Below are 26,936 nucleotides of genomic sequence, written 5' to 3'. Positions count from 1 at the left end.
CGTCGTCACACGGGGTGATCCGTGGTGCCACTCCGCAGGTCTTCCATCGTCTCCAGCCGTCGCCGGCCGTCTTCCCCGAGGCGGTCGGTGACACCCGCGATCACGGTCTCGACTACCGCCAATGCCGGCACGAGTGAGTCAAAAGGCGAGGGGGCCTCGACACCGGCTGGAAGCACAGCGCACGCGACGTCGGCGGCCGGAGAGAGCCAGCGGTCCGTGAACAGCACCACGTCGGCGCCGCGCTCGGCGCAACGACGGGCGAACCGCACGATCTCGGGATCGTAGCGCCGGTAGTCGAACACGACGAGCACATCATCGCGGCGCGTGTCGGTGACGGCGGTGAGACGGGTGAACCCGTCGGCTCCGATCGTCTGCGCTCCAGGACGCAACAGGGTCAGGTGCGCGCCCAGATAGTCGGCGAGCAGATGGCTGAAGCGCCCGCCGATGAGGCGCACCCGACGCCGCGGGTCGGAGAGCAGCGCGACGACGCGGTCGAACTCGCTCTCGGGCAGATCGGCGATCGTCGCGGCGATGCTCCCCGAGAACACCCGCGAGGCTCGGGCGAGCTCACCGTCGTCGGAGTTGAGGTCGGCGCGATCATATTGTTCTAGGGGTGAGCCGAGGCGCTCCTGCACTTCCCGGACCAGCCGCTTCTGGAAAGCTGGGAAGCCGCTGAACCCCAGCCGTGTGACGAAGCGCACCACTGTGGGCGGGCTCACGCTGGCGCGCTGAGCGAGCTCGGCCACCGTGCCAAGGCCAGCGATCGGATAGTTGGCGAGGATGGCCCTTCCGACCTTGCGCTCGCCGGAACTGAGCGCATCGAGAGAGTGTCTGATCAGTGTGCTGACCGGATCGACACCAGTGTCCTGTACAGCATCCGCCATGACTGGGCCCCCTTGTGAAACACACGTTACACAACGCGTGGGGCTCCTTCACCGAGTCGGCGGTACCGACGCGTCCCGAGTGCGCTGCGATCGGCGGGCGAAACCCGCTGGACCTCGACACCACGCTGTTTCACAAGATTCAGATGATGTCGCTCCTTAGCGCCGTCACTAGCGTGACGATCGTCGGCACAGTGGCTGGCATCAACTGAGAATGGGGACTCTCATGGGCTTCGTCGACTTCTTGCTTTGGATGCTGTGGATCTACTTCGTGATGATCTGCATCTGGATCTTCGTCTGGGTCTTCATCGACATCTTCCGCGACCACACCCTCAACGGGTGGGCCAAGGCGCTATGGGTCATCCTGCTCATCGTGCTGCCGTTCCTCGGGGCGATCATCTACCTCATCGCCCGCGGACGGTCGATGGCGGGGCGTCAAGCGCGCGACGTGGAGGAGACCGCGCAGGCGAACGCCGACTACATCCGCAGCGTCGCCGGCACATCGACCTCGTCACCCGCTGCCGAGATCGAGCGTGCGCACGGACTGCTGGCAGCCGGTGCGATCACGCAGGACGAGTTCGTGGCGCTCAAAGCCAAGGCCCTCGCCGCCTGAAAGCCAGAGCCCTCGCCACCTGAAAGCCACAGCCCTCGCCGCCTGACAGCGGACGCGAGCCGCACCGAAAGGGAACACGCATGAGCAACAACGACACCGCGGTAACCGGCTGGGTCGGTTGGGGCGTCTTCGCCGCGACCATCCTGCTGATCGCCGGATTCCTCGACGCGCTGCACGGACTTCAAGCCCTGATCGGGCCCGACACCGCGTACTTCCTCGCAGATTCCGGCCTGTTCGCGATCGACGTGCAGGGCTGGGGGTGGTGGCACCTGATCTCCGGGCTGTTACTGATCCTCGCCGGTTTCGCGCTGCTGGCCGGCGCCACGTGGGCGCGGGTGGTCGCGATCATCCTCGTGAGCCTCAACGCGATCGGGCAACTCACACTGATGGCCGCGCAACCGTGGCTGTCGATCACCGTGCTGATCCTCGACGTCTTCGTGATCTACGCACTCACCGTCCACGGTCGCGAACTGCGCGCACGAACCACGTGACGCCCGAGGCACCCGAGACACCCGATACCTGAACGGAGCAGACATGACAGACATCGACAACCGGCCCGACGACGAACTCGGTCCGATCGACTACCTCGTGGTGGAGTTCCCAGCCGGGCAGACCCGCCTGACCGGCGACGCCGCCGCCGAGCTGGTGGCCCTGGCCGAGAGCAACACCATCCGCGTGCTCGACCTGATGGTCGTCCACAAGGACGAAGACGGTTCCATCGACGTCGATGAGTTCGACGACATCGACGACGTCGGCGAGCTGGCGCAGATCGAGGCGACGCTCGCCGAGGTGCTCGCCGAGCAGGATCTGATCGACATCGCCGCGGCGATGGAGCCCGGCAGTGCCGCCGCCGTCCTGGTGTGGGAGAACACCTGGGCCGCGCCGTTCGCCCTCGCGGTGCGCCGCGCCGGCGCACAGCTGGTCGCGTCGGGACGCATCCCGACGCAGGCGCTCATTGCATCCATGACCAACGCATCCATGACCAACGAAGGAGCCTGACGATGCCTATCGGAATCGGACGAGTGGGCCGCATCGGAATGATCGGTCGGCCGGTGGCGCGCACCGCCGCGGTCGTCGGGACGGCGAAAGTCGTCTCGAACGGCGTGGATCGCCGTCAGGACCGTCGCCAGAACCGGCGCAATCGCCGCTGAACCACCGCCTATGCCTCGGCGGGCGGATCGAGAGAACAGGGATCGAGAGAACAGGGATCGAGAGAACAGGGATCGAGCGAGAACCATGAGCGACACCATCAGGACCGGGTACAACACACCCATTCCGGCTCAGATCGCCACGGCCGACCGCGTCTCGACCCGCATCGGCGACCTCGACTTCGCCGACGGGGTGCCGACACCCGAGACAACAGCAAGACTCTTCGACCACCTCGACTTCCTGCGGGGCGTGGAGGTGTTCCTGAACTGCATACCCGCGGCGTCCCTCGAAGCACTGCGTCGCGGTGTGACCTCAGTGGCGGGCGAAGGCTGCCACCGCGGCGCGATCACCGATCGGATGCTGGATTCCCACCCTCTGTTCCTCACCGGCAACACCGACACGGTGTACGCGCTGGTGATGCTTGACATCGAGCGTGACGGACCGACCGTGATCGAGGTGCCACCGGGGTGCGGTCCCGGCACGGTGGACGACGCCTGGTTCCGCTTCGTCGTCGACCTCGGCGCGCCCGGCCCCGACCGTGGGGCGGGAGGAACGTACCTGATCGTTCCCCCGGGCTATGACGGTGAACGACCCGAGGGGTGGTTCGTCGCCGAGTCTCCGAGCGCGGTCAATCTGGTGATCTTGCGCGGATTCCTCGTTGACGGCAAGCCGGATGCGGCTGTGCAGCTGTTCGAGGCCGGCGTGAAGGTGTATCCGTTCTCCACGCGTGCGGATCCGCCGCGGATGGAGTGGACGTCGATCTCGGGTGAGGTCGTGAACACGGTGCATGCCAATGACGTGACGTTCTTCGACGAGGTCGCTGACGTCATCGCGAAAGAGCCCGTCGAGCTCATCGATCCCGAGACGCGCGGGCTGTTGGCCGCGGTCGGCATCACCAAGGGGCGCTCCTTCGCGCCCGATGAGCGGATGCGGCGGATTCTGACCGATGCCGCCGCCGTCGGCAACGGCACGGCCAGGGCGATGGGGTTCCGCTCGCGGGAGTCGGACTTCTACATCTACGACGACCGCCGATGGGTCAATCCGTTCCCCGGCGGCGACTACCGGTTCCTCCGCAACGGTGGCGAGGACGGTCGATTCCTCGACGCGCGGACGACATTCTTCTACCTTGCCACCGTGAACACCCCCGCGATGGCGTTGAAGATGGTGGGGAAGGGGTCTCAGTACGCGCTCGCCACTGTCGACACGAACGACGATCCGTTCGACGGAGCCAAGACGTACCGGCTGCGCATTCCCGCCGACGCACCGGCCGCGGACTTCTGGTCGGTCGTTGTGTACGACCCGCAGACGCGCTCCGAGCTGCAGACGGGCCAGCGCCTGCCGAGCCGCAACAGCAAGCGTGACCGCCACGCCAGCAACGTGCGCTCAGGCTGAAGGCCAGCGTCGAAGGGGCTTTCCGAGAGTGTGGTCACAAGAAGACCCCAAGTACGATGAACCCGACCCCCAGCAGCACACCCAAGCTGATCCCGAGACCGGTGCTCAGCCCGGGGAGGGCCTCGTTCCGGCGCATCGCCTGCTCCGTCCGCCACCAACCTGCCCACGCCTGGATGGCTGCCACTACCCCCAGCGCCACAAAGACGAGGGCCGAGGTCAGCCTAAATTCCGGTGAGATCGGCACCTGAAGCGCCTCAAGAGCCACCCCTGCCGCAATCAACGCGAGGGACGTGCGCACCCACGCCAGGAAAGTGCGCTCGTTGGCGAGACTGAAGCGAGGGTCGGGCTCGGATCCCTCGGAGTACAGGGATCTCGGGAAGCGGCTCTTCATCGTCTCAAATCCGGAGATTGGCTGGTGTGGGCGCCCGAGATCACGCGCATGAAGTGGGGATGAACGAACTGCTGACGCGGTCCTCGCGACACCCTTGACCCCGCATGCATCTTCCTCAAGCTCTATTTCCGACGCGCTGGTCGCCCGAAGCGGAGAACGCGACAGTTGCGACAGCAGCTGCATCGGCGAAAAGGGTCACCGAGGGATGATTCAAGAGAGCCGACGCAGGAAGGTCGGGGGTCGCAGGGTCGGTCAGCAGGCGAGCCACAGCGTGACTCTTCGAGTGCCCAGTGGCGATGAGCACGATTCGACGCGCCTCGCCGATTGTCCCGAGTCCCTGAGTGACGCAGTGTGTGGGGACCGCAGCGATGTCGTCTCCGAAGAAGCGCGCGTTATCGGCTCGCGTCTGGTCTGTGAGACGCGAAACGCGTGTGCGCGAGGCAAAGTCCGATCCCGGCTCGTTGAACCCGATGTGTCCGTTTGACCCAATGCCGAGAATCTGAAGGTCGATCCCCCCCGCGGTCGCGATTTGCTCTTCGTATCGCTCGCAAGCGTCCGCGAGGTCAGGAGCCCAGACGTCTGGCCCGGCGATCGCGTTGACGCCGAAACCAACGCGATTCCCAAGCTCACGCTCTATTACCGCGCGATACGTTTCTCGGTGGCCTCGCGGAAGCCCGACGTACTCGTCGAGGAGAAAACCCCGAGCCCTCTCCAGTGACACCGTGCCGTCCGTGAACCGCCGCCGCAACTCGCGATAGGTGGCAAGGGGGCTTGAGCCAGTAGCAAGGCCCAGCACCACATTGTCCCGCACTTGAATCAGTTCTTGAATCTCGTCCGCGACAGCGCTTCCAACCCCGTCGATCGTCGGAAAGATTCGCAGGTCGATGCTGTGACGCAACCCCACCCCATCGCGGGGGCCAACGCTCAACCTTTCACCGCCCCGGCCGTAAGTCCGGCAACGATCCTTCTTTGGAGCAGCAAGGCAAAGATGACCATGGGGATCGTGACGATCACTGACGCGGCCGTGATCGTCCCAATTGGACGTTGGAACTCAATAGCACCGGTGAAAGCGGCGATTGCGACCGGCACGGTCTGCGCGACTTCGGGGTTTCGTGGAGCGAACGTGCTCGCAAGAAGGAACTCGTTCCAAGACGTGACGAATGTGATGATCGCGGCGGAGACAATCCCCGGCGTCGCCAACGGAAGCACGACGTGCCAGAACGCCTGAAGGGGTGTCGCACCGTCAGTCTTCGCGGCTTCTTCGAGCTCAGTCGGTATCGCCGCGAAGAAGGTCAAAAGGAGAAAGATGGTGAGCGGGAGGGAGAACGAGATGTACGAAATGTACAAGCCTTCCCACGTATTAAGGAGGCCGATCGCTCGCCACACTTCGTACAGCGGCGGCACCAACGCAACGGGCGGAAACAAGGAAGCCGCGAGAACCGCAGACATCAGTCCCACCTTGTGCTTTACAGGCAGGCGGGCCAACGCATAGGCCGCCAAGACCCCTATCACGGTCGAAATCAGGGTCGTCATGGAGGCGACGACGAATGAGTTCCGCAGGTTATAGGTGAACCCCTGCGAGAACACGGCGATGTAGTTGTCGAACCCGAACGGTCCTTGGAACAAGTTTGGGTCGTTGAGCGCGGGATCACCCTCCTTGAGACTAGTCATCGCCAACCAGAAGAACGGGGCAAGGCACCAGATCAGCACCAATAGAAGCAATGCCGAACGAAGGGCTTCCCTCGCGCCGTTCGAGCGACCCGATCGCGAAAGACTCACTGTCGTCATTTCGATTTCTCCCCCCCGGGGACCAGTGATCGCCCGATCTGCGTAACGAATACCACGCCGATCGCGAGAACCAACATGAAGGTGAGCGTGGATAGCGCCGAGCCGACACCTGGGTCCGGCGTTTGGACGATGTACTGTCGCACGAGCATCGACAGAGACTCTGTTCCGAAGGCACCACCAGTCATGACCTGCGGCAGGTCGTACACGCGTACTGCGTCAACGGTGCGGAAGAGCAGAGCGACAAGAATCGCAGGCTTCAGAAGAGGAAGCGTGACGTACCGGAAGCGAAGTGCAGCTCCGGCGCCGTCCATCTTGGCGCTTTCGTATAGCTCCTCCGGGATCGTCTGCAGGCCTGCGAGTAGGAGTAGAGCGACGAACGGTGCGGTCTTCCATACGTCGGCGGCCACGATGGTGGCCGCGGCCCACCCACTCGTCCCCAGCCAGTTGAAGTCACCGAGACCGAAGAGGCTGTTGATGAATCCGGGGGTGATGTTGAACATGAAGGTCCACATCTGGCCGGCAATGACCGTGGGGATGACCCACGGGACCAGGATGATCGCCCGGGTAAGGCCTCGTCCCCGTCGAGCGTGGTTCATCAGCAGGGCGAATCCGAGTCCGATCAGCAACTCGAGGCTCACGGAAGTCAGGGTGAAGACCGCCGTGAATCCCAAGGCCGCCCATGTCGCGTTGTCAGACAGGACCTCCAGGTAATTGTCAAAGCCGGCGAAGCCCTCGAACTGACGTCTCGTGAACGCGCCGAAGCTCGTGAGGAGGGCAAACAAGATTGGGAAGGCGACCACGCCCGCCATGACAACGACGGATGGGGCAATGAACATCCGTGCCAGCCAGGTCTCGGAGATTCCCGTGCGCCTGATGGGGGTCTCTTCCGAGGCGGACGACTTGATTCGTCGACGCGTTGGCGTATGTATCGCGGGCATGATCGCCTTCTCTCGAGGCCGTCTACTCGGCGACAGTGGTGTCGAGGTAGGCGCTGAGCTGTTCGGCAGCTTCGCGGGATTCCATCTCGCCATTCACAGCCCGGAAGATCGTGTCTTGAATTTCGAGGCTGATCGCGCTCCAGGCCGGAACTGCTGGACGCGCGCGGGCGGTGGTAAGCACCTCACCGAGCTGACCCAGGATCGTGTCGGACGTTTCCTCCTCGTAGATGCTGGCCAGCACGGGGAGTGTTGCCGCCTCAACGAGGATGTTTTGCGCTTCCGGACTCGTTGCTGCCCACACCACGAAGTCTTTGGCAGCCTCTGCGTTCTCTGAGAACGCGCTCACTGCGTTGTTGAAGCCGCCAATGGCCGAGACCCCCGCGTTTCCGTCGAATCCAGGCAGACCGGAGATCGCCGTCACGCCGTTTGCAGGACTTTCCGGGTCGTTCTCGATAAGTGAGTACGGCCCAGGCCAGTTACGCATGAAGGAGGCGTCGCCGGACTGGAAAGCAATCCTGGACTCCTCTTCCATCGACGTGTTGTATCCGGCGGTGAAGCACCCGTCCGCGACTGAACCGCGCATGAAATCGGTGACCTCGGTGGCAACATCCACGTCGAAGACAGATTCGGTCTGGTCCTCGTTGTAAAGGTCGCCGCCTGCGCTCCAGTACATCTCGAGCCAGTTGACAACAAAGCCCTCGTAACGGGCACCCTGCCCCGCGAATCCGCCGATGCCCTGTGCGGATAGTCCGGCGGCGGCACTGCACAGCTCCTCCCAGGTCTCGGGCGCGGCGTCCACGAGGTCCGTCCGGTAGTACAGGACGCCAGTGTTGGTGTTCAGCGGCACTGCCCAAAGGTCACCTGCCCAAGATGATGATTCCATCGGGCCCGGAAGGATTGCCCCATCCAAGTCCGTTCGCAGATCGCTTAGGTCTTGGATCCATCCGTTCTCCACGTACTCGCCTGTCCAGACGACGTCGAGTCCGAGGACATCGAATTCCGCCCCCTCAGCTTGCAGAACGAGCGCCTGCTGCTCACGTGCAGCATCCGCGGCCTCGGGCAGCACTTCGATCCGCACGGGAGAGTCGGGGTTGTTCTCGTTCCAGAGCTCTGCGATGAGTTGGTTAGCACCCCCGGGCTGCGATCGCGCACCCCCAATCGCCCACACGATTTCCCCGCCGCCCGAGGATTCCTCGGCCGAGGGAGTACAACCTGCAACCGCGATCGCCGTCATAGCGACAACTCCTGATACCGCGATACGACCTAGCTTTCGCATAGTCCTCTTCTCCTCTTGATGGGTATTCATTTCCAGGTCAGGGACGACGGTTGTCGACCCAAATCGGCGAACTCCAGGCGTGCTGGTCGTTTGCCTGCTTAACCCGCACGTAGTACGAGTCCGACGCGGCGTCGGTGCCCTCGTCGATCAGTTCCCAGGTCAGTGTCGATGCCGACCTCGGCGTGGCGCGGTCGATGACGAGCGCACCGCTCAGGAACCCGCCGATGTATTCGACAGCTGGTCCCCCGAGCTGGTCAGCGATCGTGCGCCGAAGCTCGTGACCGTTCGCACGCACGACAAGGACCGCACCCAACGACGCCCTGACATGCAGCGCCATGCCCTGGGTCGCGTCCGTGGCTACCGTCGGGTTGCCGTAGGTGCGGGTCCGCAAAGATACCGAGCTGGGGCCGGTTTGCTCCCACGCCGAAAACGCGTAGCTCTCCGTCTCCCCGGCCTGGTCCGCGAGCGTGTCGTAGCCGCGCAAACGTGGCTCGACATTGTCAATACGACCGCCGATCAGTTCGATCTCGATATCCCAGTCGACGAAGACGCCGACCTCTCCCCACCCGAATCCCACGGACAGAATCCCGTCGAAATCCTCGCCCAAAGACGGGGGTGGCGTTGCTCTTCGAGCAATGACTTCACCATTGCGGATCACCTCTACGGCATCGAGGACACCTCCGCCCCGCACGTCGACCGCGATCTCCCTCGGTCGATCGGTTGCAGCGATGACCTGCCCCATAGGAGCGCCATTGATGGATGTTGCCAGCATGATGCGGTTTCCCGTGATCGCGTACGTGCGGCGCGCCTGGATGGCTTCCCAAATCGACTCGCGAGTGAGATCCTCCGCCCACACCATCGCCAGCCCATGGCCGTGACTTCCGGGATGCGCGCTATGGTGATCGGTCGAACCGATGAACCCAAACCGCTGGCCCTGGGAGAGCCCGGCGAGGGCGGTACTGCCGGCATCCCGGGGCCCCATCGTGTGCAGATATGGCCGGGGAGAGTTGTCAGTCTCTCCACTGCCGTGCATCGAAACGAGTTCGATCACGGGCGAGAGTTCATCGGAGTAGGTCTCCCAGTTGATCCCTCTCCGTCCCGCGCTGTAACCGATGTGGTGAGGCAACACCATCGCCGGCAGACCTCGCGCCTTCATTTCGCGAAGACTGCGACGGAGCTCGTCCAGCGACGAAGCCCGAGCCGGGCCGAGCGGTCCGCGAGGGGCACGGTAATACACGCAGTGGTCGCCGTATGCCAGAGAGTGCCATTCGTACGAGAGAAACGACACGAACTCACCGTCTGAATGGACGGCTTCAGTCACGTCTTGCACATGATCCCAAGAGGCTTGCAGCCGCTCGAAGCCTTTTCGGTGGTACTCCGCGATGTGGCGCGGCTCGGCTGGCATGTCATGCCAGTTCGCGTGACCGGTCACGGACGCGAAATCGAGTTGCAGACGCGCATTCTGGTAGGCGTCCTCAATTGTTCCGTGACCATAGCTGATCCCGCAGTGGTTGTGGATATCGCCGGCGAAAGCGGTGAGTCCGTTGTATGTCGGAAGTCCGGACACGGGGCGTAACGCGCTCACCTTAGGCACTCCGATTCTGTTCATCTGCTCGGTGGTGATCGCGCCTCGCGGTCCTGGACTGGAGTTCGGGCAGGTAGTCGTCCAGGAACGCGTATCTGTCGAGGACCGCGATATCCGGCTGGTGCGTACTGGAATCTGAGGACAGGCTGGCCCACCATTCGCCGATCTCAGGAATGTCCGGTGCGCCAAAAGATCCGGAAGGTCGAGTGGTCGATAGTCCTGAACAGAGCGCGGCGAACGCGAGCCGGTGGTCGAGAGGCAGCCCGTCCAGGTCAGCCACCGCGAAAGCAGCCAAGAACACGTCGCCCGCGCCTGTCGTGTCAACCGCGGACACGTCAAGCGCCGGAGCCCAAGCCCTTTCGCCCGTGACGGAGTCGATTGCGTGCGCGCCGTCGGCGCCGCAGGTGACGACGGCGATCGGAACCTTCGGGGCAAGACGATCCAGCGCCTCCCCCACTGAACCGGACTTGGTCAACGCCAGAGCCTCCGCGGCGTTCGGCAGAAAAGCGTGGCACCAGTGCAGATCTATCAGGCCGCGCTCAGGCCAGTCCTCCCCGTCGTCCCACCGAGTGTCGGCATAGACCCTCGATCCACTTGCCGCCGCCTCACGCCACCACGGCCCGGAAGCCTCTGGGCTACCTAGATCAATCACTATGGCGTCCGGCCGCCTCTTCGGGGGCCGCCTTTCTAGGGAAGGCTTCGAAGGACTGTATGTCACCATCGATCGTTCCCCGCCATAGGCGAGCGATGCCGTTACAGAGGTCGCAGTCTCGTCACGGACGCTCGACAGGTCGACGTCCTCACGTCGCAAGGCGAGCATCAGCCACTGACCAAACCAATCCTCGCCGACGCCACTCATGAGGGACGTCTGGGCTCCGAGCCGCGCCATCGCGACCGCACTGTTCGCGATTCCGCCCGGCGCAACGGTCATCGATCCCGCGAAAGACTCCCTGCCGGGGGCAGGAGTGGAACCCAGGTCCGCGAAGACAATGTCGACGAACAGTTCGCCTACAAGAGCAATATTTGGCTTTGCCACAGACATCTGCGGGCCGGTCTCCATGGCACCTCCGTGTGATCAGGGACATCGCCATCCGATACGGGATGACTGATCGTGCACGCTATCAGAGCTCAAAACTGCTCGCAACTGCTCACAGTTGCTCATTCATGAACGAGGGTCCTACTATGAGTGCATGCTCACACGCAGCCGACGCGCCTCGATCGAAGCAGAGATCAAGAGTTCCGGAGAAGTGACGGTTCAGAAGCTCGCTGAGGAGTTCGGCGTGAGCGCCTCAACAATCAGGCGCGACCTGAACGAGCTCAGTCGCCAGGGCCGCCTTCAACGGGTGCGCGGAGGCGGCTCCATCGATCCGGACCCTGCCCCGTACCACCAGATCGAGTCGTCTCACGCTGAGTCCAAGTGTCAGATCGGTCGAGCAACGGCTGCGATGGTCCAAGACGGCGAGGTGATCATTCTGGACATCGGGACAACGGTTGCGCAGGTGGCGATTCACCTCCGAAACCGCAGGGTGACGGTTATCACCGCCTCTCTAGCCGTGGTGGATGCGCTTCGAGACTCTCAGGAGACGGAGTTGATCGTTCTTGGCGGCGTCCTGCGAAGCTCCTACCTCTCGCTTGTCGGAGCGCTGACAGAAAGCGCGCTGAGTCAGATTGCTGCCGACGTGGCAATTCTCGGTGCCAGTGGCATCGCAGACAACGGCAATGTCCTCGACTCCACCGGTATCGAGGTGCCGGTGAAGCGGGCGATCATGCGCGCAGCTGACCGAAACATACTCGTGCTCGCTGAGGACAAGTTCCCTGGTACGGGCCTTCTCGCGGTATGCGGTGCTGACTCTATCGACACGGTTGTCACATCCCGCCGCGATCCGGCGCCGGGACTGGACGCGCTCCAGAGGAGTGCAGGAAGGATCATCACCACGTGAAGCTAACGATCATTGGTGGAGGCGGCTTCCGCGTCCCACAGATCTATCAGGCGCTGTCTAGCGCAGACGCGCCGATCAGAGTCGATGAAGTATGCCTCTATGACATCGACGCGACTCGAATCGACAAAGTCCGCTCGGTGATCGCGCATCTCGAACAGCACGCTTCCCAACCCGTCCGTGTGACGGCGACGACTAGCCTCGACGAGGCGCTGCGAGGTGCTGATTTTGTGTTCTCCGCAATGCGGGTCGGCGGCGCGGAAAGCCGAGTTCTTGACGAGCGAGTAGCTCTCGGCCTCGGAGTCCTGGGGCAGGAAACGGTCGGACCCGGTGGGCTCGCATATGCTCTGCGCACGCTGCCCCATGCCCGCAATCTCGCCCGAGAGATCCAGAGAATCGCGCCAGACGCCTGGGTCATCAATTTCACGAACCCGGCCGGCGTCATCACCGAGGCCATGCGCGCAGTGCTGGGATCGCGAGTCGTTGGGATCTGCGACACACCGATCGGTCTGATGCGTCGCGTCGCACGCACGGTGGGATCGGATCCCTCGAAGGTCGAGTTCGACTACGTCGGCTTGAACCATCTGGGATGGCTCCGGTCTCTCAATCTGAACGGTCGGGACATCATGCAGGAGATCCTCGCCGACGACGCTCAGCTCGGTAGCATCGAAGAGGCACGCGTGATTGGCATGGATTGGGTCCGTGCTCTCGGTGCCATCCCGAATGAGTATCTTTTCTACTACTACTACCCTCGTGAAGCGCTCGAACGCATTACGACGAGCCCCCGCACCCGAGGCCAGTACCTCGTGCAGCGCCAAGGCGAGTTCTACAGCTCAGCCGCGGGGTCTGCCTACGAACAGTGGTCGGCGGTCCTGCACGAGCGCGAATCGAGCTACATGCAGGAGTCGCGCACGAACGTGGGTCAACGCAGTCGGCTGGAAGAGGACGTCGAAGGCGGCGGCTATCAGAAGGTCGCGTTGGACCTCATGACGGGCCTGTCCGGCGGGCCGGCGGCGGTGATGATCCTCAACGTGTCGAACGACGCCGCGGGCGGTGACCGCCTTGTCCCGGAGCTCGGAGACCAAGCAGTGATCGAGGTTCCATGCCGCGTCGACGTGACGGGGATTCACCCGCAGCGAGTCAAACCCGTCCGCGGCGACATGCTGGGGTTGATGACTCAGGTTAAGGCGTCGGAGCAGCTGATCCTCAGCGCCTCAGAGGAGCGTTCACCCGAGCTTGCCTGGCGCGCCTTCGCGAACCACCCCCTCGTGGACTCAGTGGCGGTCGCCAAGCGGCTCCTCGACGAATACAGCTCACAGATCCCCGGCGTCGCCAGCTCACTCGGTCGCTGACAACCGTCTGAAGACCGGTCTGAAGTCGGCGTCGATATCATCCTTCATCACCGAACTCGACTGCGCAGCGGCCGATAAGGCCAGCTTGACCGGGGTCCGTTTGGCCCGCCCCTGAAGCGCGAGGATGTCCGCCCCCGGTCATCGATGTTGGCTTGTGGCGCGAGGCCATTGGTTTTCAATCGTCGAGGGGGCGCGCGTATTCGGCGCCAGCCGGGTGATCGACAGCCGGATCGCAGCCGAACGTCGCGGACGGTGGACACTGGCGATGCGCCATGTGCGGGGGACACGGGGCAGTCGTACCTGGCGAAGTCCAGAGACAGCACGAGATCGTCGCCTTGATCCTCGCAGTGGTCCGCAACCTGCCCGCTACAGGCTGATCCCGCCCGCGGAGGGCTGGTGGGCGGGATCAGCTGGACGGAGCTACACGCTCCCCTCGCACCTGGTCCTCGGCCAAACGGAATCGATCAGCCAGACCAGCCCGCATGCTCCGCTTCGCTTCGAAAGCCTCTGTCGCACGTGCCAGGACCCCATACTCCTTGACGAATTGCGCGTACTCTTCCACTCGGGCGGCGTGCCGCTGCGCGTCCTCCGAGTGCGCTGGCGTGAGTGTCGCCGGGCTTCGGTCGTGGCCGACTGCGACCAGGGTAGCGATGCGGGGCGAGAACCCCCGGAATCGGGGAACTTGGCGGGCAGGTCCGTCGAGAGCCGCAGGATGATCTTCGCGCCCCAATGGACATCCGCGGTGCGCTCTGCGAGGACTTGCCCGATGTGCCAGTTCAGCGCGACCAACTCGGTATTCACGTGGCGCTGGGCGCGGTAGCGCGACTCGCGAACGCGCTCCTTTAGCCCGACGAGCACACCCGAGAGCGCCAGCTCATGCAAGGAAGAAGCCGGCGGACTGAGGTCCGTCCGCCGTGCCTTGTGGGCTGATGACACGCTTTAATTGGAGGCTGACCCGAGTTTTGTCGCCCTCGAAGCCGCATCTGCACCCTTGCCTATGGAATCCACGATCTGATTCAGCTGCTCGTTGGTGGGGCTGGCATGTTTCGCGGCATCGCGATTGCTGAAGCGAGACAGCGTGTTCTTGATAAACACTGTGTCTCCGAGAGCGCGGCGGACTCCGCTGCGTTCAGCATCGTCTGCGCCGGCATAGAACGGCTCGAGCGCCGCCAGTGCCAGCTTCACGTCCTCAGCGCTGTCGGCCTCCCGGAAGTGTCGGCGTGCCTCGAGCGTGAGGAACGATCCGACGCCGGCGAGGGCGAGGACTAGTGCGCCGCGGAGGACGCCGTCTCCCACAGTCAGCGTCAGATCTTTATCGATGGCGATCCAGAGAATCCAGCCGCCGGCTAGGACGGCGAGAGTGAAGAAGGCGAATGACGCCCAGCGCAGGCTGTGTGCGTTCCATCGCTCTCGCTTTGCGCGCCCTGCCCAGTCGGCGGCGGTGAGGTTACCGGCTGCCTGCTCTACTAAACGTCACCTACAACGACGACGGCTCGGTCGACATCGTGTTCGCACCGGTCGAACCTGCCGGTGCCGGTGACAACTGGGTGCAGACGGTCGCTGGCAAGGGGTGGTTCGTGCTGCTGCGCCTGTACGGTCCGCTCGAGCCGTGGTTCGACGGCAGCTGGAAGCCGGGCGACATCGAGCTAGTCAGCTGACGTACGCTGGGCCGTGCGGATCGGATGCCCGAGTCACGGCGATCTCGGAGTGCTTCAACCATCCGTCGAAGCCATAGAGGAGGCCCTCGTCGTCGGGGTCGCGCCCGGCAGAGCCGTGCGGCCACCGAGAGTAGAACAGGTAGTACCCGTCATCGCCGGCGATGGGGGAGCCGCACCACACGTAGTGTCCGTCGACGATGCTCCTATGTCAAGCCGCGGCCGTGAGAATGCTCTTCAGGGTCGTGTTCAGAGTGATCGGGATGCGGTGCACGGTCTCGGCTCGCGCGGCTTCGTCCTGACGGAGAGCAGCGAACACGCGGTCCGAGATCCGCCGTCGCAGCAGCCGGAGTGCCTCGACTCGTGTCTTGCCGGCGCTGACCTGCTTTGCGAAGTAGACAGCGCCTTCGCCGCCGAGGCGTTGCTGGGTCACCGCAGCCATATGGAGGGATGTGTTGATGCGTCGGTTGCCTCCTCGCGAGAGTCGGACCTTCACGTTGTTGCCGGACCAGACGGGGATGGGTGCGGTGCCGTTGAACCGCGCGAAGGCGTCCTTACTGGTGAAGCGGTTGACACCGGCGGTCTCGCCGATGATCGCTGCCGCGCCGAGAGCGCCCATTCCCGGGACGGCGAGGAGCATCGGATACTCGACTTTCACGATCGCTGTCAGCTGTCGTTCGATGGCGGTGATCCGCTGAGTGAGAGCGACGATATCGGCGAGCAGGTCACGAGCGATCTCGGCGACTGCCCCGTCGACTCCGGCGATCGCACGGGTGATCTGCTCGAACACGGCGGGACGTCGAATCCCGCGGGACGGAACCTCGAGGTCGGGCACCAGCTCGTGCAAGAACCAGCGCAGTTTCGCCTGCAATCCAGTGCGGTGCTCGACGAGCCTCTTGCGGTGATCGGAGAAGAGCTTCAAGTCGCGATCCGGTCCGGCGAGATGAGCCGTGGGGAGGTGGTCTTCCCGCAGGGCGACACGAGCGACGGCCTCAGCATCGATCGGGTCGGACTTGCCCGGTTCACGGGATGACCTCCGCATCCCGGCCATCAACCGGGTATGCACCCGCAGGACCTGATGACCGGCGAGCAGAAGGCTCGCCTCCAGGGCGCGGGTGAGGTGACGGCAGTCCTCGACCGCAACCTTCACCATCCCGAACCCGTCGAGCCACTCGAGCATGCGGGTGTGACCCGCCTTCCGGGCGGGGACCGTGAGCGCGGCGACCCGCTTACCTACTTCGTCGATCGCGACGAGCGTGTAGCTGTCCTTGTGCGCGTCGATACCAACCGTGATCATGCCGACTCCTTCGTCGTTCCACCAATGACGGCCCGACACCCAGCGGCCGACGGGCACGCCTCAATCGAGCACGACGACAGTCGCGCAGGCTCCCTATCAGGCCACATCGGTCACCGAGCGTCGGCGTCGACGGGGCGGCACATCGCGGAGTAGCCACCATCCAAGATGGAGCAGCGAAGAAAAGAGCCAACCCCGCCGACCGCTCTATCGTGACATTGAGGCGAAGAAACCGTGGTCGCGGTTCACGGGGGAGAGGGCTGTGGACAGGTCGAGGGCGTCGTTGCTCACAGGCTGAGCGTAGCCGTCACGCCAGCACCAACAGGTCGCCCACCTCGCACTCCAGCGCATCGCAGATCGCCCGCAGTGTCGAGTACCGGATCGCCCGCGCGCGGTCGTTCTTCAGCACCGACAGATTCACGATGCTGACACCCACCCGCGCGCTCAACTCGGTCAGCGTCATGTTCCGCTCGGCGAGCAGCTCGTCGAGGCGACAGTGGATGCCCGTGAACTCGTCGTCGGCATCGGCGGGAGTCATATCAGACCGTCCGTGTCACGCTGCAGGCGCACGCCGTCCGCGACGAGCAGTCCGAGGATCGCGATGATGACGCCGAGAAGCAGCAGGGTCACATCCACGCGATCGAGGATCCACAGCACATCCCACTGTGGCAGCACGATCAGCTCGGGGCCGTCGGCCGTCAGCGTGCCGTCGGTGCCTTCCGACACCGCATATCCGAGCTCGCGCACGGCGGCATCCACTGCCCAGGCGCGCAGCTGCGGGGCGACCGCGCCGGCGAGCACGGTCAGTACGCCGACCACGCCGAGGCCCCACGCCAGCATCCGCACGAACGGTCTGCCGCGCAGCATCCGCACCGCGAGCATCACTGCCAGCGCACCGCCGGCGACGATCACCAGGATCCCGAGCCCCTCTGCGATCGCCTGCAGCACGCGCGGCAGCATCAGCGATTGGTCGCTGACGATCACGATCCCGCTGTAGTCGATCCGGTCGGCCTCGGTCGTCGGGCCAGCGACGCCGATCGACGGCTCGCGCCCGGTCAGCAGATCGCCGTGACCGTTCCAGTATCCCGTGAAGTAGCCGGCGACCCTCGGGATGGCGCTGATCGCTGAGCCGATCAGCAGCAGCCCTCCGAGCACCAGCGCCGCGATCAGCGCGCCGCTGCGCTCCGGCCCAGACGAATTCGCGTCCATCAGATCAGTCCTTCCGTGTCGCGCTGCATCCGAGTCCCGGCTGCGAACGCCATGGCGATCAGCGCGAGCGCGAAGCCCCAGCCGATCGGCGCCAGGTCGAGATCGAGCCGGAACGCCGCGAACGTGTCATAGATAGCGGGATCGTCGGATGCCAGCGAATCGGTGATCATCGCGCGACCCACCGCGCCGGCCAACTGCCCGAAGAGGCCGCCGGCTGCGACGAGGCACGCCGCGACGCCGATCGTCGTCGACATCGTCTTGCGGAACGGCCGTCCGCGGATCAGGGAAAAACCCAGCCACCACGCCACCGCGCAGACCCCGACGGTCGCGAGTGCCGGCAGGGCACCCTCCAGCAGCAGCATCCACCGCGCACCCGCCGAGAGAGACGAGAAGGTGACGTCGGCGTGCGAGTAGTCGGCCGAGCGGATGCCGTCGACGCCGGCCAACGCCGACACCGGCGCCCCGGCGACGGGCATCCGCACCACCACGTCGCTGCCGAACACCTCGAACGCACCCTTGATCACCGCCACGAGGGCGGCCATGGCGATGCTCACCGCTCCGGTCGCGATGAGCCCGAGACCGAAGCCGTCGGCCCGCGACACCGGCCGCCCTGTGTTGCTCTGCATCATCCTCACCTTCCATATCGATATTCGTTGTTATCGATCTTCGTTAAGGTAACGACAATCGATAAGGGTGTCAAGCAGTTTTGAGGATCTGGTGCTTCGACTCGCGCTGCTCGCTCAGCCCGTTTCGTCACTTCGTCTCGCTGTGCTCGCTCAGTACACCGCTCGCTTCGCTCGCTCAACGACCGGGGAGGGGGCGAGCTCACCAGAACGCGAGGGCGCAGGGATGCCGCGGAGCGAGCATCGGGAGGGGCCCGCGCAGCGGGAGGGAACCCGCTCTGCGAGCGAAGCGGCGTCCCGGAGCCCGTCACCCAGAGTCCTCCGATATGCCGACGGCGAACACGGCCGAACGGGCACCCCGCGCTCGTTACTCTCGATGTACAAGGCATCACAGCCGCTTCGCCGACGTGCGAAAAGGAGTCACAGCATGTTCGAGAGATTCACCGACCGAGCCCGTCGGGTCGTCGTCCTCGCCCAAGAAGAGGCGAAGATGCTCAACCACAACTACATCGGCACCGAGCACATCCTGCTCGGCCTCATCCACGAGGGTGAGGGCGTCGCAGCGAAGGCGCTCGAAAGCCTCGGCATCTCTCTCGACGCCGTGCGCGAGCAGGTGCAGGACATCATCGGCCAGGGGCAGCAGCAGCCGTCCGGCCACATCCCCTTCACGCCGCGCGCCAAGAAGGTGCTCGAGCTGAGCCTGCGCGAGGCACTGCAGCTCGGCCACAACTACATCGGCACCGAGCACATCCTGCTCGGCCTCATCCGCGAGGGCGAGGGTGTCGCAGCGCAGGTGCTCGTCAAGCTCGGCGCCGACCTGAACAAGGTCCGCCAGCAGGTCATCCAGCTGCTCTCCGGTGCCCCAGGACGCGAGACCGCCGCTGTCGGCGCGCAGGCGAACGACGGCCCGGCATCCGCTCAGGGCGGCTCGCAGGTGCTCGACCAGTTCGGCCGCAACCTCACGCAGGCGGCGCGCGACGGCAAGCTCGACCCCGTCATCGGCCGTGAGAAGGAGGCGGAGCGGGTCATGCAGATCCTCTCCCGCCGCTCCAAGAACAACCCCGTCCTGATCGGCGAGCCCGGCGTCGGCAAGACCGCCGTCGTCGAGGGCCTTGCGCAGGCGATCGTCAAGGGCAACGTCCCCGAGACTCTCAAGGACAAGCAGCTCTACTCCCTCGACCTCGGCTCGCTCATCGCCGGCTCCCGCTACCGCGGAGACTTCGAGGAGCGCCTGAAGAAGGTCACCAAGGAGATCCGCACCCGCGGCGACATCATCGTCTTCATCGACGAGATCCACACCCTCGTCGGCGCGGGCGCCGCCGAGGGCGCGATCGACGCCGCCAGCATCCTCAAGCCGCTGCTCGCACGCGGCGAGCTGCAGACCATCGGCGCGACCACGCTCGACGAGTACCGCAAGTACTTCGAGAAGGATGCTGCGCTCGAGCGCCGATTCCAGCCGGTTCAGGTGAACGAGCCGACGCTGCCGCACGCGATCAACATCCTCAAGGGACTGCGCGACCGCTACGAGGCGCACCACAAGGTGCAGATCACCGACGGCGCCATCGTCGCCGCGGCGAACCTCGCCGACCGTTACGTCTCGGACAGGTTCCTGCCCGACAAGGCCATCGACCTGATCGATGAGGCGGGTGCGCGTCTGCGCCTCAGCATCCTCTCCTCTCCGCCCGAGCTGCGCGAGTTCGACGAGCGCATCGCGAAGGTGCGGCAGGACAAGGAGGCAGCTTCCGAGGAGCAGGACTTCGAGAAGGCCGCCGCTCTGCGCGACCAGGAGAAGGAGCTGCTCGGCGAGCGTCTGCGTCTCGAGAAGCAGTGGCGCGCCGGCGACGTCGCCACCCAGGCGGTCGTCGACGAGGGCCTGATCGCCGAAGTGCTGGCCCAGGCCACCGGCATCCCGGTCTTCAAGCTCACCGAGGAGGAGTCCAGCCGACTCGTCTTCATGGAGAAGGCCCTGCACCAGCGCGTCATCGGCCAGGAAGAGGCGATCGCCGCGCTCAGCCGCACGATCCGCCGCCAGCGTGCGGGCCTCAAGGACCCCAAGCGCCCCTCGGGCTCGTTCATCTTCGCCGGCCCCACCGGTGTCGGAAAGACCGAGCTCGCCAAGGCTCTCGCCGAGTTCCTGTTCGACGACGAGGCTGCGCTCATCTCGCTCGACATGTCGGAATTCGGTGAGAAGCACACCGTCTCGCGACTGTTCGGTGCCCCTCCCGGGTTCGTCGGCTTCGAAGAGGGCGGCCAGCTGACGGAGAAGGTGCGCCGCAAGCCGTTCTCGGTGGTGCTGTTCGATGAGATCGAGAAGGCACACCCGGACATCTTCAACTCGCTGCTGCAGATCCTCGAAGAGGGTCGCCTGACCGACGGTCAGGGACGCATCGTCGACTTCAAGAACACCGTGATCATCATGACGACCAACCTCGGCTCGTCGGCGATCGCCGGTGGCCCGGTCGGCTTCCAGATCGAGGGCAACTCGCAGACGACGTACGAGCGGATGAAGGGCAAGGTCGACGAAGAGCTCAAGCGCCACTTCAAGCCCGAGTTCCTCAACCGTCTCGACGACATCATCGTCTTCCCGCAGCTGAACAAGGACGAGCTGCGCCAGATCGTCGGCCTGTTCACCAAGCAGCTGGGCGAGCGCCTGCTCGACCGCGACATGACCGTCGAGCTGTCGGATGCTGCGAAGGACAAGCTCATCGAGATCGGCTTCGACCCGGCGCTGGGCGCCCGGCCGCTGCGCCGCGCCATGCAGCGCGAGATCGAGGATCAGCTGTCGGAGCGCATCCTGCACGGCCAGCTGAACACCGGCGACCACGTGAAGGTCGACGTCGTCGACGGCAAGTTCGACTTCGAGCACGCGCCGCGCGGTGAGAAGGTCTCCGTGGGAGTGAACACCGGGGGCGGCGGCATCTCGGCCACCCCGGATCTGGCTGCCACCGGCAACGACTGACCCGTGACACGAACAGCCCCGTCCCTTCGGCGGGGCTGTTCGGCATTTCAGCGGGGTTCGCGTTCTAGGCTTGATCCCGTGACCGAGTACACCGTCCGCGCAGCGCGCAGCACCGATATCACCGGCATCCATGCACTGCTGGAGCCGCTGGTCGAGCGACGCATCCTCCTGGGCAAAGATCTCGCGGTGCTGTACGGCGCGGTGCAGGAGTTCGTCGTCGCCGAGAGCGAGGGCCAGCTGATCGCCTGCGGTGCGCTGCACGTCATGTGGGAGGACCTCGGTGAGGTGCGCACGCTGCTCGTGCGCAACGACTATCTGCGCCACGGTGTGGGGCGGGCGATCGTCGACGACCTCGAGCGGCGTGCCCGCGACCTTGGACTGTCGCGGCTGTTCTGCCTGACCTTCGAGACCGAGTTCTTCACCCGCCGCGGCTATGCTCCCATCGGCGAGCAGATCGTCGATGCCGACGTGTACTCGCAGCTGCTGCGCAGCGGCGACGCGGGTGTCGAGGAGTTCCTCGATCTGGCTCATGTGAAGCCCAACACGCTCGGCAACACCAGGATGATCAAGCACCTGAATTAGCCTGGAGGCATGCCCCGTCAGTCCGCCGCCGTCTACCGCCGACGGCGACTCCTGGTGATCCTCCTCGCACTGGTCATCGTCGCCGCGGCCGGCGCCGGCGTCTGGCTGGCGATCGCCCAGCCGTGGGCGACAGCATCCGACTCCGCCCCGAAAGCGACGTCATCCACTTCTCCGGCCCCCGAAGACACCACGTCGCCGAGCACCACGCCGAGCCCTGACACATCGGAGACACCCAGCCCCGCCGCCTCGGAGACGCCAGCGATCGTCGCCTGCACCGCCGCCGACGTCACGGTCGCCGCACACACGGATGCTGACACGTACGCGGCCGGCGATGACCCGCAGCTGTCGATCACGCTCACCAACACCGGCGAGCAGGACTGCACGATGAACGTGGGCTCAAGCACCCAGAAGTTCACCGTGACCAGCGGATCCGACGTATGGTGGCGGTCCACCGACTGCCAGACCGAACCGAGCGACATGATCGTCACGCTGCAGGCGGGCAAGAGCGTCACGAGTGCGACGCCGGTCGTCTGGGACCGCACCCGATCGTCAGTGGACACCTGTGATGATGAGAGCCGCCCGCGTGCTCCGGGTGGCGGGGCGTCGTACCACGTGAAAGTCGCGATCGGCGGTTTCGAGAGCGCGACCTCGAAGCAGATCATCCTGCGCTGAAGCGAAGAATCCGTTCGCATTTTGGTCGCACCCTCCAAGGATTCACGGCTGACACGACCGATATTTTGGGATACCATGGATAACGGTTCCTCGACCTGATGCGACGCAAACCATCCCCAGTGGTGTCGAGCTCAGCGTCCCCAGCGCTTCGACAGTGTCGCGTCGAGAACCAGGAGGGCCCTCTCGAATACGCCAGTCCCCAATGGAGGATTCGAGAGGGCCCCGCTCTCTTAAGCTGGACTCATGGCGAAGAAGAGGTCAGGGGAGAAGAAGCGCCCCGCACCGGAGGAGTTCCGTTCCGAGGCGCTGGCGCAGGCGCTCGAGAAGCAGGACATGGCCGCTGTCGCCCTCGCCCTGCGCAATGGCAACACCGTCGTGCCGCTGATCAAGCCCGGTGCCCGCGACAATCCCCTCGACGGGGGAGAGGTGTGGACCTACCGCGACCAGAACACCGGCGAGGTCGCGCTGCTGCTGTTCAGTGACGCCACGCACAAGCCCGCCAATCTGCCGCCGGGCGTCGGGATCTACTCGCCGGCCTGGCTCAAGGCGTTCCTCACCACGCATCGTGACACCATCACGACCGTGTTCCTCGACATCGCAGGTCCCCACCCGATGCAGGCTCCTCCGGCCGAGCTGCTGAAGGCCCTCGAGGCCTGACAGTCAGAACGGGGGCACTTCGTCTGATCGCTGCGCTCGCCGCTCGATGGCCGGGCCGGAGGTCGGCGCGCTCTTCGCCCGCGCCCGGATGTCGCCCAGCGCCATCTTCAGGCTCGCCGAGCGATCGTCGATCACCTGCGCATAGCCGAGCCGTGCCGCCTCGCTGCGTCGCTGCGCGGCCTGCGTCACCGGCCGGATCTCGCCCGCAAGGGACAGCTCGCCCACTACCGCGAGCGTGCGCGGCACCGAGGTGTGCCGGATCGAGCCCGCGACGGCGACGGCGATCGCCAGATCGGCCGCGGGTTCGGTGAAGCGCACCCCGCCGACCGTTGACACATACACGTCGAGCTTCGAGGTCTCGATCCCCGCTCGCCGTTCGAGGATCGCCAGCACCATCGCCACCCGCGACGAGTCCAGTCCGTGCACCACACGACGCGGGTTCGGGGCGTTCGAGGTGATCGTCAGCGCCTGCACCTCGACCGGCAGCGCCCGCCGGCCCTCCATCGCGATGGCCACGCAGGTGCCGGGCTCAGCCGCCCCCTGCGAGAGGAACAGCCCGCTCGGATCGGGCACCTCGGCGATGCCGACGCCGGTCATCTCGAAGCAGCCGACCTCGTCGGTGGGGCCGAACCGGTTCTTCAGCGCGCGGATGAAGCGCAGCGCGGTCTGTCGATCGCCCTCGAAGTGGCACACGACGTCGACGAGATGCTCGAGCACCCGGGGACCTGCCACCTGGCCGTCTTTGGTGACGTGCCCGACGATGATCACCGGCAGGCCGCGATCCTTGGCCACGCGGATCAGCGTCGCGGCCACCTCGCGCACCTGACTCGGCTGTCCCGGTGCACCGTCGATCAGACCGGACGACACCGTCTGCACCGAGTCGACGATCACCAGATCCGGCTTCACCTCGTCGATGTGGCCGAGGATCGTGGCGAGATCGGTCTCGCTCGCCAGGTACAGCTGATCGTGCAGCGCGCCGGTGCGCTCGGCGCGCAGGCGCACCTGCGCGGGAGACTCCTCGGCGCTGGCATAGAGCACGCGGCGTCCGGCGCGGGCGGTGGATGCTGCCACCTCGAGCAGCAGCGTGGACTTGCCGACTCCCGGCTCGCCGCTGAGCAGAATCGCCGCGCCGGGCACGATGCCGCCGCCGAGCACCCGGTCGAACTCGCCGACTCCGCTGGTGCGCCGGGGCGAGTCGGTCGTCGTGATCTGCGTAATTGGGCGCGCGGCGCGCTCGGCGGCCGGCGCGACGGCATCCGTCTGCCGGGTGAGGCCCGAACTCACGTGCTCCTGCACCGTTCCCCACTGCTGGCACTCACCGCAGCGCCCCACCCATTTCGCCGTCGTCCACCCGCATTCGGTGCAGGCGAAAGCGGGCGGTGCGGGTCTGCGGGTGGCCATGAGCCAAGGCTACCGGCGGCCACCGACGGCACCATCGCAGCGAACCGACGACGCCCCCGCGACGGTCGCCGACCACGCCGTCGCGCCGGTTATTCACGGGACCGCCCGAGCCGCGCCGCGGATACGCTGGGTGCGACCAGACCCCGGGAGGTGCGATGTCCGACACTGTCCGACTGACCAGGCATGCCGACGTGGTCGCCGCGGCGAAGGATGCCGAGGCCTTCTCGAGCCGCACCTCACGCCACCTGCACGTGCCCAACGGCATGGACGGCGACGAGCACCGCGCCTACCGGGCCGTGGTCGACCGGCAGATGACCCCGCAGATCGTCGCCGAGCTCGAGCCGATGCTCGACAAGGCCGCCCGCGAGGTCGTCGCGGCGCTGCCGGTCGGTGAGGTCTTCGACGCCGTCACCGATCTCGGCGAGGCGTTCGCCGTGCGCGCGCAGTGCCGCTGGCTGGGATGGCCGGTCGAGATCGAGCGCGAACTGCGGCAGTGGATGGCGCGCAACTACGCTGCCGCCCAGCGCCCGGACCCCGCCGTGAACGCTCAGATCGCGGCGGACTTCGATGCCCTCGTCACCCGGCAGGTCGACGCGCACCGCGCCGCGCGCGAGAACGGCACCAGCACCGCCGATGCGACCGACCGGCTGCTCGACGAGCGCGTGCACGGCCGTCCGCTCACCGATGAGGAGATCGTGTCGATCCTGCGCAACTGGACGGCCGGCGACCTCGGATCATTGGCGCGGTGCGTCGGCGTGGTGGTGCACCGGCTCGCGGAGAATCCGCGATGGCAGCAGCGGGTGCGGCGGCTCGCGCACGGCATCCGAGGGGGAGGGGCGGATGCTGACGCGCAGCGGCACGAGTTCGACGCGATCCTCGGGGAGTGCCTGCGCGAGGACGACCCGTTCGTGGCCAACAAGCGGATCACGACGTGCCCGGTGACCACGCCCTCGGGTGAGCGGATCGCCGAGGAGACGCCCGTGCTGCTGGATTGGACGGCGGCGAATCGCGACCCCGCCGTGTTCTCGGACGCCTTCGACCCGCAGGCGCACGCCGCCGAGAACCTCGTGTTCGGAATCGGACCGCACGTATGCCCCGGCCGTGACCTGTCCTACGCGGAGCTGCGGGCCGTGACCATGGCGCTGCTGGAGGGGGCGGCGCTCATCGAGTCGGCCGGCGACCGGCATCCGATTCGTCACGAGCCGCCGCTCGGCGGCTGGGCGAGCGTCCCCGTCATCCGGCACTGACCTGACGCGGCACTGACCCGGCGCGATCACCCGCGTTCATCGGCTCAGCTCTTCCTGCCGACGTCCTTCAGCATGCCGGCGACGACCAGCGCGAACGCCCCCACCAGCACCAGCAGCCAGAGGCCCAGCCAGTACGAGTTGGTCTCCGGGTGGTACGTCGCGCCCATCACCAGCGGCGGGAAGTACCCGCCGAGGCCGCCGGCCGCGGCGACCACGCCGCTCACCGCACCGACCTTGTCCTTCGGGGTCGACGGGCCGATCCAGGCGAACACGGCGCCCATGCCCAGGCCCATCGCGCCCGCCATCAGGATGAACACCGCACCCGTGACCACGCCCTCGGGCGGCTGCTGTCCGACGATGTACGCGAGTGTGACGATGCCGCCCAGCGAGATCAGCGAGATCACCTTGGGGCCGAACCGGTCGGCGAGCACACCGCCGATCGGGCGGGCGACCACGGCCGCCGCGGCGAACAGCGCCGTGCGCGCACCGGCGCCGAGCACGTCGACCTCGGGGTAGATGGTGGTCAGGTACTTCGGCAGGAAGGTCGAGAACGCCACGAACCCGCCGAACACGATGCCGTACAGGAACGACATCTCCCACGTGACGCGCAGCTTCAGCGCGCCGGTCACCTTCGGGATGAGCTTGTCTCTGCTGGGCTCCCAGACCGGAGACTCCTTCATGAAGAACCACACCAGGGCGGCCATCACGACCAGTGCCCCGGCGATGACCAGGTGCGTGGGCAGGTAGCCGATGCTGTCGGCCATCCGCGGGGTCAGCATCGCCGACACAGCCGTGCCGATCATGCCCATGCCGAACACACCGTTCGCGAAGCCGCGTCGCTCGGGTGGGAACCAGGCGCTCGAGAACGGCACGCCAACGGCGAAGATCGTGCCCGCTACACCCAGGTAGAACCCCGCCACGAGCAGCAGCGGGAAGCTGCCGATGCTGCCGGCCAGCGCCACGAGCAGCACGGCGGGTGCCGACAGCAGCAGCACGGCGGCGAACATCCTGCGGCCGCCGAACCTGTCGGTGAGTGCGCCGACGACGATGCGGCCGAGGGCGCCGACGAGCACGGGTGTGGCGAGCATGAGCGAGATCTGCCCCTCGTCCAGACCCATCTCGGTGGCGTAGGTCTGCTGCAGCGGCGAGATCGACATCCACGCCCAGAAGCCGAAGGTCGAGGCGATCATCGCCAGCACAACCTGGGCGAAGCCGCCCTTGAGCTCGGTGGTGGCCTGTGCAGGGGTCGGTGCAGTCATCGGTCATCCCTTCGATAACGGCGACAGTAGCGTGCGACGTGCGGGCCCGCCAGGTCTTCCGCCGGGAAAAACGCAG

General features: G+C 65.6%; 30 protein-coding genes. 13 read left to right on the top strand and 17 right to left on the bottom strand.

The window, feature by feature from the left end:
• Positions 1–5: 5 nt before the first annotated feature.
• Positions 6–884: a MurR/RpiR family transcriptional regulator gene (locus tag WDU99_RS10500; RefSeq protein WP_337332403.1), complete on the bottom strand. Its 879-nt coding sequence runs from the start codon at positions 882–884 to the stop codon at positions 6–8.
• A gap of 211 nt (positions 885–1,095) precedes the next feature.
• Between WDU99_RS10500 and WDU99_RS10495 the strand changes: the two genes are divergently transcribed.
• The 5 genes from WDU99_RS10495 to WDU99_RS10475 all read left to right on the top strand — a co-directional run bounded on the left by WDU99_RS10495 (position 1,096) and on the right by WDU99_RS10475 (position 4,035).
• A complete protein-coding gene (locus WDU99_RS10495; protein WP_337332402.1) occupies positions 1,096–1,494 on the top strand; it encodes a PLD nuclease N-terminal domain-containing protein in 399 nt (132 codons plus the stop codon).
• 80 nt (positions 1,495–1,574) lie between these two features.
• On the top strand, positions 1,575–1,985 hold the full coding sequence (locus WDU99_RS10490; protein WP_337332401.1) for a DUF7144 family membrane protein: 411 nt from the start codon (positions 1,575–1,577) through the stop codon (positions 1,983–1,985).
• Positions 1,986–2,028: 43 nt separating this feature from the next.
• Positions 2,029–2,493 carry a DUF6325 family protein gene (locus tag WDU99_RS10485; protein ID WP_337332400.1) on the top strand — a complete coding sequence of 155 codons (465 nt, stop codon included), beginning with the start codon at positions 2,029–2,031 and terminating at the stop codon, positions 2,491–2,493.
• 2 nt (positions 2,494–2,495) lie between these two features.
• Positions 2,496–2,645: a hypothetical protein gene (locus tag WDU99_RS10480; RefSeq protein WP_337332399.1), complete on the top strand. Its 150-nt coding sequence runs from the start codon at positions 2,496–2,498 to the stop codon at positions 2,643–2,645.
• An 85-nt stretch (positions 2,646–2,730) separates the two neighbouring features.
• Positions 2,731–4,035 carry a DUF1254 domain-containing protein gene (locus WDU99_RS10475; RefSeq protein ID WP_337332398.1) on the top strand — a complete coding sequence of 435 codons (1,305 nt, stop codon included), beginning with the start codon at positions 2,731–2,733 and terminating at the stop codon, positions 4,033–4,035.
• Positions 4,036–4,069: 34 nt separating this feature from the next.
• On the opposite strand, the gene WDU99_RS10470 is transcribed toward WDU99_RS10475, so the two are convergent.
• The 7 genes from WDU99_RS10470 to WDU99_RS10440 all read right to left on the bottom strand — a co-directional run bounded on the left by WDU99_RS10470 (position 4,070) and on the right by WDU99_RS10440 (position 11,073).
• Positions 4,070–4,426 carry a YidH family protein gene (locus tag WDU99_RS10470; RefSeq protein ID WP_337332397.1) on the bottom strand — a complete coding sequence of 119 codons (357 nt, stop codon included), beginning with the start codon at positions 4,424–4,426 and terminating at the stop codon, positions 4,070–4,072.
• A gap of 115 nt (positions 4,427–4,541) precedes the next feature.
• Positions 4,542–5,324, bottom strand: a complete 783-nt coding sequence (locus tag WDU99_RS10465) for a glucosamine-6-phosphate deaminase (RefSeq protein WP_337332396.1) — start codon at positions 5,322–5,324, stop codon at positions 4,542–4,544.
• Between the two features lie 26 nt (positions 5,325–5,350).
• Positions 5,351–6,214 (bottom strand): carbohydrate ABC transporter permease, encoded by an 864-nt coding sequence (locus WDU99_RS10460; RefSeq protein ID WP_337332395.1) that lies wholly within the window; start codon positions 6,212–6,214, stop codon positions 5,351–5,353.
• A complete protein-coding gene (locus tag WDU99_RS10455) occupies positions 6,211–7,152 on the bottom strand; it encodes a carbohydrate ABC transporter permease (protein WP_337332394.1) in 942 nt (313 codons plus the stop codon). The genes WDU99_RS10460 and WDU99_RS10455 overlap by 4 nt, the downstream gene beginning before the upstream one ends.
• 22 nt (positions 7,153–7,174) lie before the next feature.
• A complete protein-coding gene (locus tag WDU99_RS10450) occupies positions 7,175–8,386 on the bottom strand; it encodes an ABC transporter substrate-binding protein (RefSeq protein ID WP_337332393.1) in 1,212 nt (403 codons plus the stop codon).
• Positions 8,387–8,465: 79 nt separating this feature from the next.
• The gene (locus WDU99_RS10445; RefSeq protein ID WP_337332392.1) at positions 8,466–10,013 is read right to left on the bottom strand and encodes a DUF3604 domain-containing protein; all 1,548 of its coding nucleotides are present in this window, start codon (positions 10,011–10,013) and stop codon (positions 8,466–8,468) included.
• A gap of 1 nt (position 10,014) precedes the next feature.
• Entirely contained in the window at positions 10,015–11,073 is a 1,059-nt protein-coding gene (locus tag WDU99_RS10440; RefSeq protein WP_337332391.1) for a carbohydrate kinase family protein, read from the bottom strand.
• Between the two features lie 130 nt (positions 11,074–11,203).
• Here WDU99_RS10440 and WDU99_RS10435 point away from each other — a divergent pair, with 130 nt between their 5' ends.
• Both WDU99_RS10435 and WDU99_RS10430 read left to right on the top strand, forming a co-directional pair.
• Positions 11,204–11,953, top strand: coding sequence for a DeoR/GlpR family DNA-binding transcription regulator (locus tag WDU99_RS10435; protein WP_337332390.1), 750 nt, complete (start codon positions 11,204–11,206; stop codon positions 11,951–11,953).
• A complete protein-coding gene (locus WDU99_RS10430) occupies positions 11,950–13,302 on the top strand; it encodes a 6-phospho-beta-glucosidase (RefSeq protein WP_337332389.1) in 1,353 nt (450 codons plus the stop codon). Before WDU99_RS10435 ends, WDU99_RS10430 begins: the two co-directional genes overlap by 4 nt.
• A gap of 420 nt (positions 13,303–13,722) precedes the next feature.
• On the opposite strand, the gene WDU99_RS17275 is transcribed toward WDU99_RS10430, so the two are convergent.
• Both WDU99_RS17275 and WDU99_RS10425 read right to left on the bottom strand, forming a co-directional pair.
• Positions 13,723–14,160, bottom strand: a complete 438-nt coding sequence (locus tag WDU99_RS17275; protein ID WP_420064005.1) for a DUF1016 N-terminal domain-containing protein — start codon at positions 14,158–14,160, stop codon at positions 13,723–13,725.
• 81 nt (positions 14,161–14,241) lie between these two features.
• Positions 14,242–14,487 carry a hypothetical protein gene (locus tag WDU99_RS10425; protein WP_337332388.1) on the bottom strand — a complete coding sequence of 82 codons (246 nt, stop codon included), beginning with the start codon at positions 14,485–14,487 and terminating at the stop codon, positions 14,242–14,244.
• A gap of 269 nt (positions 14,488–14,756) precedes the next feature.
• Between WDU99_RS10425 and WDU99_RS10420 the strand changes: the two genes are divergently transcribed.
• Positions 14,757–14,960: a DUF1214 domain-containing protein gene (locus WDU99_RS10420; RefSeq protein ID WP_337332444.1), complete on the top strand. Its 204-nt coding sequence runs from the start codon at positions 14,757–14,759 to the stop codon at positions 14,958–14,960.
• Here WDU99_RS10420 and WDU99_RS10415 read toward each other — a convergent pair.
• From WDU99_RS10415 to WDU99_RS10395, 5 genes are all read right to left on the bottom strand, one after another.
• The gene (locus WDU99_RS10415; protein WP_337332387.1) at positions 14,953–15,141 is read right to left on the bottom strand and encodes a hypothetical protein; all 189 of its coding nucleotides are present in this window, start codon (positions 15,139–15,141) and stop codon (positions 14,953–14,955) included. The two genes, WDU99_RS10420 and WDU99_RS10415, sit on opposite strands and share 8 nt — an antisense overlap.
• 27 nt (positions 15,142–15,168) lie before the next feature.
• Entirely contained in the window at positions 15,169–16,254 is a 1,086-nt protein-coding gene (locus WDU99_RS10410; RefSeq protein WP_337332386.1) for an IS110 family RNA-guided transposase, read from the bottom strand.
• A gap of 304 nt (positions 16,255–16,558) precedes the next feature.
• Positions 16,559–16,789, bottom strand: a complete 231-nt coding sequence (locus tag WDU99_RS10405) for a helix-turn-helix domain-containing protein (RefSeq protein ID WP_337332385.1) — start codon at positions 16,787–16,789, stop codon at positions 16,559–16,561.
• Positions 16,786–17,460 (bottom strand): hypothetical protein, encoded by a 675-nt coding sequence (locus WDU99_RS10400; RefSeq protein WP_337332384.1) that lies wholly within the window; start codon positions 17,458–17,460, stop codon positions 16,786–16,788. The genes WDU99_RS10405 and WDU99_RS10400 overlap by 4 nt, the downstream gene beginning before the upstream one ends.
• Entirely contained in the window at positions 17,460–18,086 is a 627-nt protein-coding gene (locus WDU99_RS10395) for a hypothetical protein (protein WP_337332383.1), read from the bottom strand. Before WDU99_RS10395 ends, WDU99_RS10400 begins: the two co-directional genes overlap by 1 nt.
• Positions 18,087–18,510: 424 nt before the next feature.
• On the opposite strand from WDU99_RS10395, the gene WDU99_RS10390 reads away from it, so the two are divergent.
• The 4 genes from WDU99_RS10390 (at position 18,511) to WDU99_RS10375 (ending at position 22,953) form a co-directional block, all read left to right on the top strand.
• Entirely contained in the window at positions 18,511–21,042 is a 2,532-nt protein-coding gene (locus WDU99_RS10390; RefSeq protein WP_337332382.1) for an ATP-dependent Clp protease ATP-binding subunit, read from the top strand.
• A 78-nt stretch (positions 21,043–21,120) separates the two neighbouring features.
• Positions 21,121–21,624, top strand: a complete 504-nt coding sequence (locus WDU99_RS10385) for an amino-acid N-acetyltransferase (protein WP_337332381.1) — start codon at positions 21,121–21,123, stop codon at positions 21,622–21,624.
• Between the two features lie 9 nt (positions 21,625–21,633).
• Entirely contained in the window at positions 21,634–22,296 is a 663-nt protein-coding gene (locus WDU99_RS10380) for a hypothetical protein (RefSeq protein WP_337332380.1), read from the top strand.
• 243 nt (positions 22,297–22,539) lie between these two features.
• Positions 22,540–22,953: a dehydrogenase gene (locus WDU99_RS10375; protein ID WP_337332379.1), complete on the top strand. Its 414-nt coding sequence runs from the start codon at positions 22,540–22,542 to the stop codon at positions 22,951–22,953.
• Positions 22,954–22,956: 3 nt separating this feature from the next.
• Here the strand turns inward: WDU99_RS10375 and radA are convergent, their stop codons facing one another.
• Positions 22,957–24,354: a DNA repair protein RadA gene (gene radA, locus WDU99_RS10370; protein WP_337332378.1), complete on the bottom strand. Its 1,398-nt coding sequence runs from the start codon at positions 24,352–24,354 to the stop codon at positions 22,957–22,959.
• Positions 24,355–24,509: 155 nt separating this feature from the next.
• On the opposite strand from radA, the gene WDU99_RS10365 reads away from it, so the two are divergent.
• Positions 24,510–25,601, top strand: coding sequence for a cytochrome P450 (locus tag WDU99_RS10365; RefSeq protein WP_337332377.1), 1,092 nt, complete (start codon positions 24,510–24,512; stop codon positions 25,599–25,601).
• Positions 25,602–25,645: 44 nt separating this feature from the next.
• Here WDU99_RS10365 and WDU99_RS10360 read toward each other — a convergent pair whose 3' ends face one another.
• Positions 25,646–26,860: an MFS transporter gene (locus tag WDU99_RS10360; RefSeq protein WP_337332376.1), complete on the bottom strand. Its 1,215-nt coding sequence runs from the start codon at positions 26,858–26,860 to the stop codon at positions 25,646–25,648.
• Between the last annotated feature and the right edge of the window lie 76 nt (positions 26,861–26,936).

It is taken from the genome of Microbacterium bandirmense (assembly GCF_037204185.1).
GTDB lineage: Bacteria > Actinomycetota > Actinomycetes > Actinomycetales > Microbacteriaceae > Microbacterium > Microbacterium bandirmense.
The sequence above is the reverse complement of the archived record's forward strand: the minus strand, read 5'-3'. Positions and strand labels throughout refer to the sequence as shown.

Excerpts from the sequence above, each read along its gene's own strand:
- WDU99_RS10500 (WP_337332403.1), bottom strand. The coding sequence starts at position 884 with ATGGCGGATGCTGTACAGGACACTGGTGTCGATCCGGTCAGCACACTG.
- WDU99_RS10495 (WP_337332402.1), top strand. The coding sequence starts at position 1,096 with ATGGGGACTCTCATGGGCTTCGTCGACTTCTTGCTTTGGATGCTGTGG.
- WDU99_RS10490 (WP_337332401.1), top strand. The coding sequence starts at position 1,575 with ATGAGCAACAACGACACCGCGGTAACCGGCTGGGTCGGTTGGGGCGTC.
- WDU99_RS10485 (WP_337332400.1), top strand. The coding sequence starts at position 2,029 with ATGACAGACATCGACAACCGGCCCGACGACGAACTCGGTCCGATCGAC.
- WDU99_RS10480 (WP_337332399.1), top strand. The coding sequence starts at position 2,496 with ATGCCTATCGGAATCGGACGAGTGGGCCGCATCGGAATGATCGGTCGG.
- WDU99_RS10475 (WP_337332398.1), top strand. The coding sequence starts at position 2,731 with ATGAGCGACACCATCAGGACCGGGTACAACACACCCATTCCGGCTCAG.
- WDU99_RS10470 (WP_337332397.1), bottom strand. The coding sequence starts at position 4,426 with ATGAAGAGCCGCTTCCCGAGATCCCTGTACTCCGAGGGATCCGAGCCC.
- WDU99_RS10460 (WP_337332395.1), bottom strand. The coding sequence starts at position 6,214 with ATGACGACAGTGAGTCTTTCGCGATCGGGTCGCTCGAACGGCGCGAGG.
- WDU99_RS10455 (WP_337332394.1), bottom strand. The coding sequence starts at position 7,152 with ATGCCCGCGATACATACGCCAACGCGTCGACGAATCAAGTCGTCCGCC.
- WDU99_RS10450 (WP_337332393.1), bottom strand. The coding sequence starts at position 8,386 with ATGACGGCGATCGCGGTTGCAGGTTGTACTCCCTCGGCCGAGGAATCC.
- WDU99_RS10440 (WP_337332391.1), bottom strand. The coding sequence starts at position 11,073 with ATGGAGACCGGCCCGCAGATGTCTGTGGCAAAGCCAAATATTGCTCTT.
- WDU99_RS10435 (WP_337332390.1), top strand. The coding sequence starts at position 11,204 with ATGCTCACACGCAGCCGACGCGCCTCGATCGAAGCAGAGATCAAGAGT.
- WDU99_RS10410 (WP_337332386.1), bottom strand. The coding sequence starts at position 16,254 with ATGATCACGGTTGGTATCGACGCGCACAAGGACAGCTACACGCTCGTC.
- WDU99_RS10405 (WP_337332385.1), bottom strand. The coding sequence starts at position 16,789 with ATGACTCCCGCCGATGCCGACGACGAGTTCACGGGCATCCACTGTCGC.
- WDU99_RS10400 (WP_337332384.1), bottom strand. The coding sequence starts at position 17,460 with ATGGACGCGAATTCGTCTGGGCCGGAGCGCAGCGGCGCGCTGATCGCG.
- WDU99_RS10395 (WP_337332383.1), bottom strand. The coding sequence starts at position 18,086 with ATGCAGAGCAACACAGGGCGGCCGGTGTCGCGGGCCGACGGCTTCGGT.
- WDU99_RS10390 (WP_337332382.1), top strand. The coding sequence starts at position 18,511 with ATGTTCGAGAGATTCACCGACCGAGCCCGTCGGGTCGTCGTCCTCGCC.
- WDU99_RS10380 (WP_337332380.1), top strand. The coding sequence starts at position 21,634 with ATGCCCCGTCAGTCCGCCGCCGTCTACCGCCGACGGCGACTCCTGGTG.
- WDU99_RS10375 (WP_337332379.1), top strand. The coding sequence starts at position 22,540 with ATGGCGAAGAAGAGGTCAGGGGAGAAGAAGCGCCCCGCACCGGAGGAG.
- radA (WP_337332378.1), bottom strand. The coding sequence starts at position 24,354 with ATGGCCACCCGCAGACCCGCACCGCCCGCTTTCGCCTGCACCGAATGC.
- WDU99_RS10365 (WP_337332377.1), top strand. The coding sequence starts at position 24,510 with ATGTCCGACACTGTCCGACTGACCAGGCATGCCGACGTGGTCGCCGCG.
- WDU99_RS10360 (WP_337332376.1), bottom strand. The coding sequence starts at position 26,860 with ATGACTGCACCGACCCCTGCACAGGCCACCACCGAGCTCAAGGGCGGC.